The 14,988-nt window shown below is 63.4% G+C and carries 15 protein-coding genes; 14 read left to right on the top strand and 1 reads right to left on the bottom strand.

The window, feature by feature from the left end:
• The first annotated feature begins 2 nt into the window (after positions 1–2).
• The 12 genes from nuoH to HZB49_RS10430 all read left to right on the top strand — a co-directional run bounded on the left by nuoH (position 3) and on the right by HZB49_RS10430 (position 11,219).
• Complete coding sequence (gene nuoH / locus HZB49_RS10485) at positions 3–1,073, top strand: NADH-quinone oxidoreductase subunit NuoH (RefSeq protein WP_291610815.1); 1,071 nt, start codon at positions 3–5, stop codon at positions 1,071–1,073.
• A gap of 7 nt (positions 1,074–1,080) precedes the next feature.
• Positions 1,081–1,575 (top strand): NADH-quinone oxidoreductase subunit NuoI, encoded by a 495-nt coding sequence (nuoI, locus tag HZB49_RS10480; protein ID WP_291610813.1) that lies wholly within the window; start codon positions 1,081–1,083, stop codon positions 1,573–1,575.
• Between the two features lie 9 nt (positions 1,576–1,584).
• Positions 1,585–2,223 (top strand): NADH-quinone oxidoreductase subunit J, encoded by a 639-nt coding sequence (locus HZB49_RS10475; protein WP_291610811.1) that lies wholly within the window; start codon positions 1,585–1,587, stop codon positions 2,221–2,223.
• Positions 2,220–2,528 (top strand): NADH-quinone oxidoreductase subunit NuoK, encoded by a 309-nt coding sequence (gene nuoK, locus HZB49_RS10470; RefSeq protein ID WP_291610809.1) that lies wholly within the window; start codon positions 2,220–2,222, stop codon positions 2,526–2,528. Before HZB49_RS10475 ends, nuoK begins: the two co-directional genes overlap by 4 nt.
• Before the next feature lie 8 nt (positions 2,529–2,536).
• A complete protein-coding gene (gene nuoL / locus HZB49_RS10465; RefSeq protein ID WP_291610806.1) occupies positions 2,537–4,606 on the top strand; it encodes an NADH-quinone oxidoreductase subunit L in 2,070 nt (689 codons plus the stop codon).
• A complete protein-coding gene (locus HZB49_RS10460; RefSeq protein WP_291610805.1) occupies positions 4,606–6,114 on the top strand; it encodes an NADH-quinone oxidoreductase subunit M in 1,509 nt (502 codons plus the stop codon). Before nuoL ends, HZB49_RS10460 begins: the two co-directional genes overlap by 1 nt.
• A gap of 25 nt (positions 6,115–6,139) precedes the next feature.
• Positions 6,140–7,576: an NADH-quinone oxidoreductase subunit NuoN gene (gene nuoN, locus HZB49_RS10455; protein WP_291610803.1), complete on the top strand. Its 1,437-nt coding sequence runs from the start codon at positions 6,140–6,142 to the stop codon at positions 7,574–7,576.
• A gap of 61 nt (positions 7,577–7,637) precedes the next feature.
• Positions 7,638–8,447, top strand: coding sequence for a biotin--[acetyl-CoA-carboxylase] ligase (locus tag HZB49_RS10450; RefSeq protein WP_291610801.1), 810 nt, complete (start codon positions 7,638–7,640; stop codon positions 8,445–8,447).
• Positions 8,447–10,117, top strand: coding sequence for a ribonuclease J (locus HZB49_RS10445; protein ID WP_291610799.1), 1,671 nt, complete (start codon positions 8,447–8,449; stop codon positions 10,115–10,117). Before HZB49_RS10450 ends, HZB49_RS10445 begins: the two co-directional genes overlap by 1 nt.
• Before the next feature lie 23 nt (positions 10,118–10,140).
• Positions 10,141–10,545, top strand: coding sequence for a methylmalonyl-CoA epimerase (gene mce / locus HZB49_RS10440; RefSeq protein ID WP_291610797.1), 405 nt, complete (start codon positions 10,141–10,143; stop codon positions 10,543–10,545).
• 5 nt (positions 10,546–10,550) lie between these two features.
• Complete coding sequence (locus tag HZB49_RS10435; RefSeq protein WP_291610794.1) at positions 10,551–10,826, top strand: DUF1467 family protein; 276 nt, start codon at positions 10,551–10,553, stop codon at positions 10,824–10,826.
• A 39-nt stretch (positions 10,827–10,865) separates the two neighbouring features.
• Positions 10,866–11,219 (top strand): hypothetical protein, encoded by a 354-nt coding sequence (locus tag HZB49_RS10430; RefSeq protein ID WP_291610792.1) that lies wholly within the window; start codon positions 10,866–10,868, stop codon positions 11,217–11,219.
• A 1-nt stretch (position 11,220) separates the two neighbouring features.
• On the opposite strand, the gene HZB49_RS10425 is transcribed toward HZB49_RS10430, so the two are convergent.
• Positions 11,221–11,625: a globin gene (locus HZB49_RS10425; RefSeq protein WP_291610790.1), complete on the bottom strand. Its 405-nt coding sequence runs from the start codon at positions 11,623–11,625 to the stop codon at positions 11,221–11,223.
• A gap of 497 nt (positions 11,626–12,122) precedes the next feature.
• Between HZB49_RS10425 and HZB49_RS10420 the strand changes: the two genes are divergently transcribed.
• Together HZB49_RS10420 and HZB49_RS10415 are read left to right on the top strand one after the other, a co-directional pair.
• Positions 12,123–12,500 (top strand): DUF2946 domain-containing protein, encoded by a 378-nt coding sequence (locus HZB49_RS10420; RefSeq protein ID WP_291610789.1) that lies wholly within the window; start codon positions 12,123–12,125, stop codon positions 12,498–12,500.
• An 89-nt stretch (positions 12,501–12,589) separates the two neighbouring features.
• The gene (locus HZB49_RS10415; protein WP_291610787.1) at positions 12,590–14,983 is read left to right on the top strand and encodes a TonB-dependent receptor; all 2,394 of its coding nucleotides are present in this window, start codon (positions 12,590–12,592) and stop codon (positions 14,981–14,983) included.
• The last annotated feature ends 5 nt before the right edge of the window (positions 14,984–14,988 follow it).

Below are 14,988 nucleotides of genomic sequence, written 5' to 3'. Positions count from 1 at the left end.
TGATGGCTGAATTCTTCGCAAGCGACTTCTGGACCGGCTTCCTCTGGCCGCTCATCATCATGGTGGCGCAGAGTGTGCTGCTGCTCGTCGTGCTGCTGGTCGCGATCGCCTACATCCTGCTCGCCGACCGCAAGATCTGGGCGGCGGTGCAGATCCGCCGCGGCCCCAACGTGGTCGGCCCGTGGGGCTTGCTGCAGTCCTTCGCGGACCTCTTGAAGTTCGTGCTCAAGGAGCCGATCATCCCGTCCGGCGCCAACAAGGGCGTGTTCCTGCTGGCGCCGCTGGTGTCCTGCGTCCTGGCGCTCGCCGCCTGGGCCGTGATCCCCATGAATCTGGGCTGGGTGATCTCCGACATCAATGTCGGCATCCTCTACATCTTCGCGATCTCGTCGCTGTCGATCTACGGCATCATCATGGCCGGCTGGTCGTCGAACTCGAAATATCCGTTCCTCGCCGCGCTCCGCTCGGCGGCGCAGATGGTGTCTTACGAGGTTTCCATCGGCTTCGTGATCATCACCGTGCTGCTTTGCGCGGGTTCGCTCAATCTCTCCGCCGTCGTGGAAGCGCAGAACACGCGCGGGCTTGCCAGCCTGATCGGCTTGCCGCAGCTCACCATCCTGAACTGGTATGTCTGGCCGCTGTTCCCGATGTTCGTGGTGTTCTACGTCTCGGCCTTGGCGGAGACCAACCGCCCGCCGTTCGACCTCGTGGAAGCGGAATCGGAGTTGGTGGCGGGCTTCATGGTCGAATACGGCTCGACGCCGTACCTGCTGTTCATGCTCGGCGAGTACGTCGCCATCACCACGATGTGCGCGATGGCGACGATCCTGTTCCTCGGCGGCTGGCTCCCGCCGGTCAACCTGCCGCCGTTCACCTGGGTCCCCGGCGTGATCTGGTTCTCGCTCAAGCTGTTCTTCATGTTCTTCCTGTTCGCGATGGCGAAGGCGATCGTGCCGCGCTACCGCTACGATCAACTGATGCGGCTCGGCTGGAAGGTGTTCCTTCCGCTGTCGCTGGCAATGGTGGTGATTGTGGCGGGTGTGCTGCAATTCGCCGGCATCGCGCCGAAGTGAGGTCGCCATGAGTGTCAACATCAACGCAACGGCCCGCTCGCTCCTGCTCTCCGAATTCGTATCGGCGTTCTTTCTCGCCATGCGCTATTTCTTCAAGCCGAAGCCGACCCTGAATTATCCCTTCGAGAAGGGGCCGATCTCGCCGCGTTTCCGCGGCGAGCACGCGCTGCGCCGCTACCCCAACGGCGAGGAGCGCTGCATCGCTTGCAAGCTGTGCGAGGCGATCTGCCCGGCGCAGGCCATCACGATCGAGGCCGGTCCGCGCCGCAACGACGGCACCCGGCGCACCGTTCGCTACGACATCGACATGGTGAAATGCATCTATTGCGGGCTGTGCCAGGAGGCCTGCCCGGTGGATGCCATCGTCGAGGGACCGAACTTCGAATTCGCCACCGAGACGCGCGAGGAACTCTACTATGACAAGGCCAGGCTGCTCGCCAATGGCGACCGCTGGGAACGCGAGATCGCCAAGGCGATCGAGCTCGACGCGCCGTACCGGTGAGGTGAGGGCATGATCCTTCCCGCGCTGTTCTTCTATCTCTTCGCCGGCGTCTGCGTGGCATCGGCGGTGATGGTGATTGTCTCGCGCAATCCCGTGCACTCCGTGCTGTACCTGATCCTCGCCTTCGTCAACGCGTCCGGCCTGTTCGTGCTGATGGGCGCAGAATTCCTGGCGATGATGCTGATCGTTGTCTATGTCGGCGCGGTCGCGGTGCTGTTCCTGTTCGTGATCATGATGCTCGACGTCGATTTCGTGCAGCTGCGCGAGGGCTTCATCGAATATCTGCCGGTCGGCCTCGTCATCGGCGGCATCTTCATGTTCGAGCTGCTACTGGTCGTCGGCTCCTGGCTGATCCAGCCCGGCACGACCAAGGCGATCACGGCGGCAATCCCGGCCAATGTCAGCAACACCGAAGCGCTGGGGCTCGTGCTCTACACCAAGTACATCCATTACTTCCAGCTGGCCGGCATGGTGCTCCTCGTCGCCATGATCGGCGCCATCGTGCTGACGCTGCGTCACAAGGCGGCGGTCAAGCGGCAGGACATCAACGTGCAGAACGCGCGCACGCCGGAGCTTGCCATGAGCGTGCGCAAGGTGGCTTCCGGTCAGGGCCTGCAGGACGCGGACGCCGCGGAGTGGGTGAAATGACCATCGGGCTCGGACATTATCTCTCGGTCGCCGCGATCCTGTTCACGCTCGGGATTCTCGGCATCTTCCTCAACCGCAAGAACATCATCGTCATCCTGATGTCGATCGAGCTGATCCTGCTTGCGGTCAACATCAACCTGGTGGCGTTCTCGACCTTCCTCGGCGACATCGTCGGCCAGGTGTTTGCACTGCTGGTGCTGACGGTCGCCGCTGCGGAAGCTGCCATCGGCCTTGCGGTGCTGGTGGTCTATTTCCGCAACCGCGGCTCGATCGCGGTTGAAGACGTCAATCTGATGAAGGGTTAGGGCGGGGCATGTATCAGGCAATCGTCTTCCTGCCGCTGCTCGGCGCCATCCTCGCGGGGTTGATCGCGATCTTCGGCGCGCATGCGCGCAATCCGAGCGGGGATACCGTCGAACACCACGATCATGGCCACGCCCATGCCCATGCTTCGATCGCCCATGACGACCATGGCCATGACGATCACGGCCACGACGACCACCACGTCTCCGAGCCGCCGGCGCAGGGCTCACGTGCGGCCGAACTGATCACCACCGGCCTCTTGTTCGTTTCCGCGGGCCTGTCCTGGTTCGCGCTGGTCGATGTCGGCTTCCTCAAGCATGACGCCCGCATCGCGCTCCTGCCATGGATCAATTCCGGCGACCTGCAGGTGGCCTGGGCGCTGCGCATCGACACCCTGACCGCGGTGATGCTGGTCGTGGTCAACACCGTTTCCTCGCTCGTGCACCTCTATTCCATCGGCTACATGGACGAGGATCCGTACCGGCCGCGCTTCTTCGCTTACTTGTCGCTGTTCACCTTCGCGATGCTGATGCTGGTGACCGCCGACAACCTCGTGCAGCTGTTCTTCGGCTGGGAGGGCGTGGGCCTGGCGAGCTATCTCCTGATCGGCTTCTGGTATCAGAAGCCCTCGGCCAATGCGGCGGCGATCAAGGCCTTCGTGGTCAACCGCGTCGGCGATTTCGGCTTCGCGCTCGGCATCTTCGCCATCTACATGCTGGTCGGCTCGACCGACTTCGAGACCATCTTCCACGCTGCTCCCGGCCTGACCGGCAAGACCATCAACTTCCTGGGCTGGCAAGCCGATGCGCTGACGCTGACCTGTGTGCTCCTGTTCATGGGGGCGATGGGCAAGTCGGCGCAGTTCCTGCTGCACACCTGGCTGCCGGACGCGATGGAGGGCCCGACGCCGGTCTCAGCGCTGATCCATGCCGCGACCATGGTGACCGCCGGCGTGTTCATGGTGGCGCGGTTGTCGCCGCTGTTCGAGCTTGCGCCGAACGCGCAGGCCGTCGTGATGTTCTTCGGCGCTACCACCGCATTCTTTGCCGCCACCGTCGGCCTCGTACAGAACGACATAAAGCGCATTGTCGCGTACTCCACCTGCTCGCAGCTCGGCTACATGTTCGTGGCCATGGGAGCAGGGGCCTATTCGGTCGGCATGTTCCACCTGTTCACACACGCCTTCTTCAAGGCGCTGTTGTTCCTCGGCTCCGGCTCGGTGATCTACGCGATGCATCACGAGCAGGACATCCGCAACATGGGCGGCCTGAAGGATCGCATCCCCTATACCTATTTCGTCATGCTGGTCGGCACGCTGGCGTTGACCGGATTCCCGCTGACTGCCGGCTATTTCTCCAAGGACGCGATCATCGAGTCCGCCTACGTCGCGCACAATCCGTTCGCCCTCTATGCTTTCCTGATGACGGTGGTCGCAGCCGGCCTGACCTCGTTCTATTCCTGGCGGCTGATCTTCAAGACCTTCCATGGCGAGCCGCACGACCAGGAGCACTACGAGGCCGCGCATGAGGCCCCGATCTGGATGCTGGTGCCGATCGGCATTCTCGCGGTCGGCTCGATCCTGGCCGGCTTTCCGTTCAAGGAGCTGTTCGCGGGCCATGCCGTGGACGATTTCTTCCGCGAGTCGCTGAAGATGAAGCCGCACATCATCGAAGAGATGCACCATATCTCGCCGGTGATCGCATTCCTGCCGACGGTGATGATGGTCGGCGGCTTCCTGGTGTCGTGGCTGTTCTACGTCCGCCGGCCGTATCTGCCGGTCGAACTCGCCAGCCAGCAGCCGCTGCTCTACCAGTTCCTGCTCAACAAATGGTACTTTGACGAGCTCTACGATCTCATCTTCGTCCGTCCGGCGAAGTGGATCGGCTACCAGCTCTGGAAGAAGGGCGACGGCTTCGTCATCGACGGCTTCGGTCCCGACGGCGTCTCTGCCCGCGTGATCGACGTCACCCGCAATGTCGTGAAAATCCAGACCGGCTATCTCTATCACTACGCCTTCGCGATGCTGATTGGCGTGGCCGGCCTGATCACCTGGTTCATGTTCGGCTTGGGAGGCCAGTAATGACAACCTGGCCAATCCTTTCCGTCGTCACCTTCCTGCCGGTCGTCGGCGCGCTGCTGATCTACCTCATCCGCGGCGAGGACGAGGCGGCTGCGCGCAATGCGCGCTGGATCGCGCTGTGGACCACGCTGGTCACCTTTGCGGTATCGCTGATCCTGGTCTGGCGCTTCGATGCCTCCAGCGCCGACTTCCAGTTCGTCGAGAAGACATCCTGGCTTGCCACCGGCATCACCTACCACATGGGCGTGGACGGCATCTCGCTGCCGTTCGTCATCCTGACCACCGCCTTGATGCCGTTCTGCATCATCGCGAGCTGGAAATCGATCACGAACCGCGTGCGCGAATACATGATGGCGTTCCTGTTCCTGGAAACGCTGATGGTCGGCACCTTCTCGGCGCTCGACCTCGTGCTGTTCTACCTGTTCTTCGAGGGCGGCCTGATCCCGATGTTCCTGATCATCGGCGTCTGGGGCGGCCCGCGCCGGGTCTACGCCTCCTTCAAGTTCTTCCTCTACACGCTGCTCGGCTCGGTGCTGATGCTGCTCGCCATCATGGCGCTGTACTGGAATGCCGGCACCACCGACATCCCGACCTTGATGCGCACGGCGGTGCCGCGCGGCATGCAGACCTGGGCGTGGCTCGCCTTCTTCGCCTCGTTCGCGGTGAAGATGCCGATGTGGCCGGTGCACACCTGGCTGCCTGACGCGCATGTCGAGGCGCCGACCGCGGGCTCGGTGATCTTGGCGGCGATCCTCCTGAAGATGGGCGGCTACGGCTTCCTGCGCTTCTCGCTGCCGATGTTCCCGCTGGCCTCGCACGACTTCGCGCCGCTGATCTTCACGCTCTCGGTGATTGCCATCGTCTACACCTCGCTGGTGGCGCTGATGCAGGAGGACGTGAAGAAGCTGATAGCGTATTCGTCGGTGGCGCACATGGGCTTCGTCACCATGGGCATCTTTGCCGGCACCATGCAGGGTGTCGCCGGCGGCGTGTTCCAGATGATCTCGCACGGCATCGTCTCGGGCGCGCTGTTCCTCTGCGTCGGCATCGTCTACGACCGCATGCACACCCGCGAGATCGCGGCCTATGGCGGCCTCGTCAACCGCATGCCGCTCTATGCCTTCGTGTTCATGGTCTTCACCATGGCCAATGTCGGCCTGCCCGGCACGTCCGGTTTCGTCGGCGAATTCATGGTGTTGCTCGGCACGTTCAAGGTCTCGATACCGACCGCGTTCTTCGCCACCTTCGGTGTGATCCTGTCGGCGGCCTACGCACTGTGGCTCTACCGCAAGGTGGTGTTCGGTGCGATGACCAAGCCGTCGCTCGCCTCGATCAAGGATCTGACCTTCCGCGAAGGCCTGACCCTGTTCCCGCTGGTGGCGCTGACCATCCTGTTCGGCGTCTATCCGAAGCCGGTGCTCGACATGTCGGCGGCCTCGGTCCAGCAACTCGTCAACAACTACAACACTGCAGTGACTGCCGTGAAGGCAGCCGCGCTGCTGCACTGACCGCGGCAGCCGAAGGACAAGCGCCATGAATTTCCAGAGTGCAGGTTATCAGTTGCTGCCGGTGCTGCCGGAGCTGGTGCTGGCCGTCGGCGCCATGCTGCTCTTGGTGCTCGGCGCCTATCGCGGCGAGGGAACGACGCGGGCGATCACCTGGCTGTCGATCGCGCTGCTGGTCGTCACCGGCGTGCTGGAGCTGATGCTGCCGGCCGGCAAGCTCACGACCTTCGGCGGCAGCTTCATCGTCGACGATTTTGCGCGCTTCCTGAAGATTCTGGCCCTGATCGGTTCGGCGGCGACCCTGATCCTGTCGGCGGAATTCCTGTCCACTCCGTCAGGGCGCATCTTCGAGTATGCGATCCTGGTGCTGCTCTCTACGCTCGGCATGATGGTGCTGATCTCGGCCGGCGATCTCATCATGCTCTACCTCGGGCTGGAGTTGATGAGCCTCGCGCTCTACGTGGTCGCCGCCAGCAACCGCGACAACGCCAAGTCCACCGAAGCGGGCCTGAAGTATTTCGTGCTGGGTGCGCTGTCCTCGGGCATGCTGCTCTATGGCGCCTCGCTGATCTACGGCTTCACCGGCACGGTCGGCTTTGCCGGCATTGCGGCCGCCGTCAAGACCGGCAGCACCGGCATCGTGTTCGGGCTCGTCTTCCTGCTCGCCGGCCTCTGCTTCAAGGTCTCCGCCGTCCCCTTCCACATGTGGACACCCGACGTCTATGAGGGTGCGCCGACGCCGGTGACGGCGTTTTTTGCCTCCGCGCCCAAGGTTGCCGCGCTCGCCGTGTTCACGCGCGTCACGTTGACCGCGTTTCCGGGAATCGTGCCGCAATGGCAGCAGATCCTGGTGTTCGTTTCGATCGCCTCGATGGCGCTGGGCGCCTTTGCCGCGATCGGGCAGACCAACATCAAGCGGCTGATGGCTTATTCCTCGATCGGCCATATGGGCTTTGCGCTGGTCGGTCTTGCCTCCGGCACGGTAGAGGGCGCGCAGGGCGTGCTGGTCTATATCGCGATCTATGTAGCGATGACGCTCGGCTCCTTCGCCATCATCCTGGCCATGAAGCGCAACGGCCAGGCGGTCGAGGAGATCAAGGATTTTGCCGGCCTGTCGCGCACCAATCCGCTGCTCGCCTTCTTCTTTGCAATGCTGCTGTTCTCGCTCGCCGGCATCCCGCCGCTCGCGGGATTCTTCGCCAAATGGTACGTTTTCGTCGCGGCGATCAAGGCGGGCCTGTTCACGCTCGCCGTGGTCGGGGTGCTGACCAGCGTCGTGGGCGCGTTCTATTACCTTTCGATCATCAAGGTGATGTATTTCGACGAGCCCGCCGGCAAGCTTGACCCAGTCCGCGTGGAGCTGCGCACGGTGGTGGCGGTCGCGGGTCTCTTCAACATCTTCTTCTTCATCTATCCGGGGCCGCTGGTCAGTGTCGCAACGGCTGCCGCGAAATCGCTTTTCTAGGGCGCATGACCCCGAAAAGTGGGCACCGGTTTTCGGAGAAGATCATGTGCAAAAAAATAAGATGAGCATATCGCTCGGCTCCCGAGCTGCATCCGTGGGCTACAGGCTCGCCGCGTTCGATCAGATCGGCTCGACCAATGCGGAGGCGATGGCCCGCGCCCGCGACGGCGAGCGGGGACCGATGTGGTTCGTCACGACCGAGCAGACCGCGGGGCGGGGACGGCGGCAGCGCGCCTGGATCGCGCCGCGCGGCAATCTCGCCAGCAGCATTCTCGAAGTCATGGACGTGACGCCCGCGGTGGCGGCCACCCTTGGTTTCGCGGCTGGGCTGTCGCTGGAGGCAGCGGTGCGGGCGGTAAGTGTCGAGGCCACCCTTCGCTCTGGTGGTATGGACCCGTTCAAGTTCGGACTTAAATGGCCCAATGACGTGCTGGCCGGGCGGCAAAAGCTCACGGGCATCCTGCTGGAGGCCGAGGCGGTTTCCGCGGGCTTGGCGGTCGTGGTCGGGATCGGCACAAATGTCGTCGCGGCACCTGAGGGCACGCCGACGCCGGCGACGTCGTTGCATGCACTGGGCATCCAGATCAGCGCCGATGAGCTGTTCCGGGCGCTGTCGGACGCCTGGGTCGAGTTCCGCGGCATCTGGGACGAGGGCCGCGGCTTTTCCGACATCCGAAAACTCTGGCTCGAGCGCGCCGTGGGGCTCGGCGAGAAGGTTGCGATCAATACCGGCGCGGCCACCATCGAGGGCATCTTCGACACCATCGATGAGACGGGCTGCCTGATCGTCCGCACACCCGAGGGCAGGCGCCTGCCCGTCGCCGCGGGAGAGGTCTATTTCGGCACGGCCGCATCCGTGAGGGCGTCCTGATGGCTCGGTCCGACGAACTCACCTTTGCACCGCTGGGCGGCGTCGGCGAGATCGGCATGAACCTGTCGATCTACGGCCTCGGCAACCGGCATCAGCGCTCATGGCTCGCGGTCGATCTCGGCGTCTCCTTCGGCGACGAGGAACACCTGCCGGGCATCGATCTGATCATGCCCGACATCACGTTCCTGGAGAAGGAACGCAAGAACCTGATGGGCATCGTGCTGACGCATGCCCACGAGGATCATTTCGGCGCGCTCATCGACCTCTGGCCCAGGCTGAAATGTCCGATCTACGCCACTCGGTTCAGCGCGGCGCTGTTCCAGGCCAAGCTCGAGGCTGAGCGCAATCCGCCGAAAATTCCGGTCAACGTGGTGCAGTCGGGCGGGCGCATCGATCTCGGGCCGTTCAACGTCGAGTTCATTCCGGTCGCGCATTCGATTCCGGAATCGCATGCGCTGGCGATTCATACCGAGGTCGGCACAGTGCTGCATACCGGGGACTGGAAAATCGATCCGACCCCGATTCTGGGACCGCCGACCGACGAGAAGCGGCTGCGCGAGCTTGGCGACGCCGGCGTGCTGGCGCTGGTCGGCGATTCCACCAACGCCGTGCGCGAGGGGCGCTCACCCTCTGAAACCGAGGTCGCAAGGAGCATCGCGGAGATCGTCAAGTCCGCCAGGGGCCGGGTGGCGGTGACGACCTTCGCCTCCAACGTCGCGCGCGTGAAGGCCGTGGCGGACGCCGCAAAGGAAGCCGGCCGCGAAGTCGTGGTGGTCGGCCGTGCCATGGAGCGGGTGGTGCAGGTGGCGCGCGAATGCGGCTATCTCGACGGGGTGCAGAATTTCCGGGGGATGGACCTCTACGGTCATTTCCCGCCGGACAAGGTGCTGGCGCTCTGCACCGGCAGCCAGGGCGAGCCGCGCGCGGCGCTGGCGCGCATCGCCAACGACGACCATCCGCTGGTGACCCTGAACAAGGGTGATTGCGTGATCTTCTCCTCGCGCACCATTCCCGGCAACGAGAAGGCTGTGGGCGGCATCATCAACGGCCTCGTCACCCAGGGGGTCGAGGTGATCACCGACCGCACCCACCTCGTGCACGTCTCCGGCCATCCCCGGCGCGACGAGCTGCGCGACATCATCTCCTGGGTGCGCCCGCAGATCCTGATCCCCGTCCACGGCGAGGCGCTGCATCTGTCGGAACACGCCAAACTCGCGCGCGCCGCGGGCGTGCCGAAGGTGTTGACCTGCCGCAACGGCGATTTGGTCAAGCTCGGCCCGGGCGATCCCGGCATCATCGACCAGCTGCCGTCGGGACGCCTCTACAAGGACGGCAAGATCCTGGAGGATTCCAAGTCGCGTGCGGTGGTGGAACGCCGCAAGATCGGCTTTGCCGGCTGTGTCTTCGTCGCGGTCGCCATGACCGAAAAAGGCGAGCTGGCCGACGATCCCGAGGTTGATCTGGTCGGCGTCCCCGAGAAGAATGCGGAAGGCGAGGAACTCGACGAGATTGTCTTCGAGGCCGTGGTATCAACGGTCGAGGGCCTGCCGCGGGCGCGGCGGCGCGACCCGGATGCGCTGGCGGAATCGGTGCGCCGGGCGGTGCGGGCCGCGGTGAACGAGGAGTGGGGCAAGAAGCCGCTGTGCTTCGTCCATGTCCTCGTGGTGTGACGCGTGAGAATTGGGAGAGAGACATGCTGGGCCGGCTCAATCATGTGGCGATCGCGGTCAAGGACGCGAAGAAGGCCGCCAGGATCTATGGCGGGGCGTTCGGCGCGCAGATTTCCGACGCGGTGCCGCTGCCCGAGCACGGCGTGGTCACCGTGTTCGTGACCCTGCCCAACACCAAGATCGAGTTCATCGAGCCGCTCGGGGAAGCCTCGCCGATCGCCAAATTCGTCGAACGCAACGCGGATGGCGGCATCCATCATGTCTGCTACGAGGTGGTGGACATCATCGCTTCGCGCGATCAGCTGATCAGGGAAGGTGCCCGCGTACTCGGTGACGGCCAGCCGAAGATTGGCGCGCATGGCAAGCCCGTACTGTTTTTCCATCCCAAGGATTTTTCCGGCGCGCTGGTCGAAATCGAGCAGGCCTGACGGAGATGGCCTACAGCATCACAACGGCGCTTGCGATCTACTTCGTCATCTGGTGGGTGACGTTGTTCCTGACGCTGCCGTTCGGCGTGCGCAGCCAGCATGAAGACGGCGGGGGCGCTCCCGGCACCGATCCGGGCGCGCCGATCATGGCGCGGATGGGCCGCAAGCTGATCTGGACCACGGTGATCTCGGCGGTCATTTTCGCCATCGGCATGTGGGCCCATCAGGCCGGATACCTCTCCGTGGAGCGGTTGTCGAAGCTGATGGGGATGCCGTTCTAGGGCATGATCCCGAAAAGTGAGTAACGGGCGAGGAGAAAGATGAATTTTCAGCGCATCACGATCGGGCTCATCGTCCTGCTGATCGCGGGCCTCGCCGGCTCCTTCTATATGAACTGGAAGACGCTGCGACAGCTGCAGACCACGAAGGCCTTTGTGGAAAGCGCCGTCTTCGCCGAAGCCGTGGCGGCCTGCGAGAGGGCGCAGAGCACGACGCCCTTCAAATGGAACGGCGGCAAGCAGACCGCGGTGATCGGCCTGAACTCGGTCAAGCTCAACAAGGACACCATCATCGCGAGCTACACGCTGTTCGCCGACGGCGTCTATTGCGATTTCAATCCCATCAGGCGGACGGCGGACATCGGCTCGAACTTCCTGGAGCGGGAGCTGTTCTAGTTTAGTTCAGGGTCTCCGCGACTACGCCTTCGATCTCGCCGATCAGCTTGCGCCAGGCCTCGTCCATCTCGGCGGTCCAGTCCGGGCCGAGAACCTCCTGCAACGTCCGCATGATCACGCCGAAGAAGGCGACGAAAAGCTCGCGCGGGGCGCCATAGTCGTCATGGGTGCCGACCTCGCATTCGATCATGCGGAATTTGCCGCTGCGCTCCCCCGCAAAATCGAGGACCGCCTCGATCGCCATTGCGAGCATCGAGCCCTTGACGAGCTCGCTGCCTTCGCTGCGAAACAGTGCCAGCGTTTCGGGGTGCTCGGCATGCAGGCGGCGATAGACCGGCGGGGTCAGGTCCTCGCAACGCTCTGCGGCGAGCTCGAAACTGCGCTCGATGAAGTTCATTAAGGGCATGGTCTTTCGCGCCGTTCAGCCACGATCCTTACTCGCGAAAAAAAAGAGCAGGGCGCAAGCCCTGCTCTAAAAATTGTGTCGACCCTGTTTCACCCGAAAAATTAGATTTGCTCTTATTGAACGGGGTGACGCTGCTTGTGCGCGTCAGGGTTCCTCCCGAGACTTGGACCACCAGTCCAACCTCGCGGCTGGCCTGAGGCCGCTTTCGTAGACCATCTTTTTCGTCTTGTCACCATTTTCAGCAACGATTGTTCAAAATTCCAGCAAACTGCGAAATGATTGGAATTGTGCCACCGTCGGTTGCGGAAATGTCCGAAAAACCCGTGCCGGAGTAAGGGGATAGGGACGGGGCCGAAAAACCTCCGGCTTACCTTGCGCTACGACGATACCCCCGCGCCATGCTGGTATTTCATGGCCCTCCAGCAAGAGAATCCCGGGAACCCAGCCTCGACTTCAGGCGCCGCAGGTGGTTACTCTGGCCGTGGATGGGTGTTGCGATGCGCAGGCGGCTGAAGAACTTTCTGCCCATAGTCCTGATTGCGCTGGCGGTGCAGGTTTTTGCGCCGATCGCCGCCTGCTGGGCTGCGGGCGTTGCCGCTTCCGATCCGCTGAGCGGGGCCGCGATCTGCCACGGCAATGGCACGGCTGCAAACGGCCAGGATGACCAGTCCGGCGCGCAGGGCGCCCAGCGGGGCTGCTGCGGCCTGTGCGGGGTGCTGCACACCGGAGCGCCCGTTGATCCCCCGCAGACCGCGGCCGTCTTCACCTTCGACCGCCAGGTCACCTCCGTGGTCTGGCACGAACTGGCGCTCGACCCGGTCACCTCCCGTGCCGGCTCACCGGAACAGGCGCGCGCGCCTCCGCCCCTTTCCTGACCAAAGCCTCGCTACCGGTATCGGCTTGCCGTGCCGGTGAATGCTTGTGAGTGGCCGGCCGTCGTCGCGTCGGCGTCAGGAAATTTGCAATGTTAGGACGTCATGCCCTCTGCGGCGTGAGCATCGTGGCTATCCATGTGGCTTGGATCGCCCATGCCGGTCTTGCCCATGGCCAGAGCGCCGAACCGGCCGCGCTGCCGCCCGTCAATGTCGAGGCCCCGCGCGAGGGCCAGGCCAGGCCGGTTCCACCGAAGCGCAGCGGCACCGCAGCCGCGGGACCGCGTCGGATGCAGCCGGCGAGTGCGCCCTCGGAGCGCCAGTTGCCTGTCGTCGTCATCAACACGAGCAGCATGGGTGCCGGGAATCTCTACCAGGCGCCGAACGGGCAGACCGGAACCACGATCGACCGCAGCCAGTTCGACAACCGTCCGGCCTTCTCGGTGGCCGACGTGCTGCGCGACAGTCCGGGCATCTCGATCAAGCAGGGCAACGGCCCGCGCGATTTCGGCATCTCGATCCGCGGCTCCAATGCCCGCAACGGCTTTGGCATCCGCAACATGGTGATCTTCGACGACGGCTTTCCGGTCACCCAGCCGGACGGGCTGTCGCGCAGCGACCTGATCGATCCGCACGCCTACGGCGCCATCGACGTCATCCGCGGACCGTCCTCGGCGCTCTACGGCAATTATGCGACCGGCGGCGCGATCAATTTCCGCACGCGGCCGGGGCGCGAGATCGACGGATTCGAATACGGCGTCGACGGCGGCAGCTTCGGCTACCTCAACAACTACCTCAGCGCGGGCAAGAAGATCGGAAACTTCGAGTACACGTTCTTTGGCAGCGACGTTCGCGGTGACGGCTACATCCAGAACAGCTGGTTCAACACGCAGACCGTCAATTTCGTCAGCACATTGCAGGCAACGCCGGATGACCGCCTGACCTTCAAGCTGATCCACAACGACCTTTTCGCGCGCTTGCCGGTCCGCCTATCGCTGAACCAGTACTATCAAAATCCGTTCCAGGCGGGATGCGAGACACCGGGTACGGTCGGCTGCGGGACGGTGTCGCTGTTCAACAATGGATTCAACGGCACGAGGACTCCGTTCACCTCGATCGTCGCGGGCCTCGGCCGCAACGACCGTCGCACCATCGTCGGTGGCCGATGGGAGCATGATTTCGACAATCAGACGATCTGGCGCAACCAGTTCGTGTTCGATGACCGCAACATCAACCAGCCCACGGGCACGACCAGCGCTATCGGCGATTTCGCATCCTACAATTTCGTGAGCGACGTCACCCGGCGCGGCGAGATCTTCGGGATGGACACGACGACCTATGTCGGCGCCTTCTACAATACGCTTCCGTGGTCGAGCGATACGCGAAATGTGGTGCCGGGAGGCAATGCGACACAGGGCCGGATCGTGGCGAATACGACCGCTTCCCATACCAATTGGGGTTTCCGTGCGCGCGAGGAAATCAAGCTCGCCCCTACGCTCACCGCCATTGCCGGAGTCGGTTGGGAGCAGACGAATCTGTGGGGCATCAACACCGCATATACCTACACCGGCGCGGCGCCCGTCATCACCACCGGCCTTACGGGCGCGGATCGGCAATTCCAGAACACCGCCCCCGAGGTTGCATTGCTGTTCAAGCCGGATAGCGAGTGGCAGTTCCGGGCGCGCGTCGGAACGGGGTACGGGACGCCGCAGGTTGGCAATCTCTTCGTGATTTCCTCCGGTCAATTCGGCAACAACACGCAGCTGAACGCGCAGCGCAACATCGGCTATGACCTTGGGGCCGACTGGACACCCAACAACGCGCTGAAAGTCAGCCTGACCGGCTTCTATGAGTTTTTCCGTGACGAGCTGGTTACCCAGGCGACGCCAGCGGGCGCGCCCAACACGAGCTACACGTTCAATGCTCCCCGGTCGGAGCATCGGGGGGTCGAACTCGCCGTGGACTGGCGCTTCCTGCCGACCTGGCGCCTTACAGCCGCCTACACCTATCTCGACGAGTTCTACACCGAGTATGTCGAGAAGATCACAAACGGCACGACCTACAGCTTCAACCGCGTCGGCAACAAGATCCCGGGCATTTCGCCGAACGAACTGACGGCGCGACTATCGTGGGACGAGACGTCCGGGCCGTTGCGAGGCCTCGGCGCCTTCGTCGAGGTGGTCTGGAAGGACTCCTTTTACATGGAGAACGCGAATTTGCTCAAGGCCCCGGGTTATGAGCTCGTCAACGCCAACGTGCACTACAAGACGGAGCTTGCATCGGGATCGCTGAAGTCGCTGAGCCTGTTCCTCGAGGTGCGCAACCTGTTGGACCGAACCTATGTCGCTTCCGCCAACAACATCGGCAATACCGTGACGGCAGCGGGTGTCCAAAATCCCGCGAGCGTCCTGGCGGCCACCGCCGGATCGATCTATGCCGGTGCGCCACGGGCGTTCGTCGCGGGCATGAAGATCGCGTTCAGGTGACCCGG

The organism is Bradyrhizobium sp., assembly GCF_016219575.1.
Classification (GTDB): Bacteria; Pseudomonadota; Alphaproteobacteria; order Rhizobiales; family Xanthobacteraceae; genus Bradyrhizobium.
This window is presented reverse-complemented; position numbering and strand designations above follow the sequence as displayed.

Excerpts from the sequence above, each read along its gene's own strand:
- nuoH (WP_291610815.1), top strand. The coding sequence starts at position 3 with ATGGCTGAATTCTTCGCAAGCGACTTCTGGACCGGCTTCCTCTGGCCG.
- nuoI (WP_291610813.1), top strand. The coding sequence starts at position 1,081 with ATGAGTGTCAACATCAACGCAACGGCCCGCTCGCTCCTGCTCTCCGAA.
- HZB49_RS10475 (WP_291610811.1), top strand. The coding sequence starts at position 1,585 with ATGATCCTTCCCGCGCTGTTCTTCTATCTCTTCGCCGGCGTCTGCGTG.
- nuoK (WP_291610809.1), top strand. The coding sequence starts at position 2,220 with ATGACCATCGGGCTCGGACATTATCTCTCGGTCGCCGCGATCCTGTTC.
- nuoL (WP_291610806.1), top strand. The coding sequence starts at position 2,537 with ATGTATCAGGCAATCGTCTTCCTGCCGCTGCTCGGCGCCATCCTCGCG.
- HZB49_RS10460 (WP_291610805.1), top strand. The coding sequence starts at position 4,606 with ATGACAACCTGGCCAATCCTTTCCGTCGTCACCTTCCTGCCGGTCGTC.
- nuoN (WP_291610803.1), top strand. The coding sequence starts at position 6,140 with ATGAATTTCCAGAGTGCAGGTTATCAGTTGCTGCCGGTGCTGCCGGAG.
- HZB49_RS10450 (WP_291610801.1), top strand. The coding sequence starts at position 7,638 with ATGAGCATATCGCTCGGCTCCCGAGCTGCATCCGTGGGCTACAGGCTC.
- HZB49_RS10445 (WP_291610799.1), top strand. The coding sequence starts at position 8,447 with ATGGCTCGGTCCGACGAACTCACCTTTGCACCGCTGGGCGGCGTCGGC.
- mce (WP_291610797.1), top strand. The coding sequence starts at position 10,141 with ATGCTGGGCCGGCTCAATCATGTGGCGATCGCGGTCAAGGACGCGAAG.
- HZB49_RS10435 (WP_291610794.1), top strand. The coding sequence starts at position 10,551 with ATGGCCTACAGCATCACAACGGCGCTTGCGATCTACTTCGTCATCTGG.
- HZB49_RS10430 (WP_291610792.1), top strand. The coding sequence starts at position 10,866 with ATGAATTTTCAGCGCATCACGATCGGGCTCATCGTCCTGCTGATCGCG.
- HZB49_RS10425 (WP_291610790.1), bottom strand. The coding sequence starts at position 11,625 with ATGCCCTTAATGAACTTCATCGAGCGCAGTTTCGAGCTCGCCGCAGAG.
- HZB49_RS10420 (WP_291610789.1), top strand. The coding sequence starts at position 12,123 with ATGCGCAGGCGGCTGAAGAACTTTCTGCCCATAGTCCTGATTGCGCTG.
- HZB49_RS10415 (WP_291610787.1), top strand. The coding sequence starts at position 12,590 with ATGTTAGGACGTCATGCCCTCTGCGGCGTGAGCATCGTGGCTATCCAT.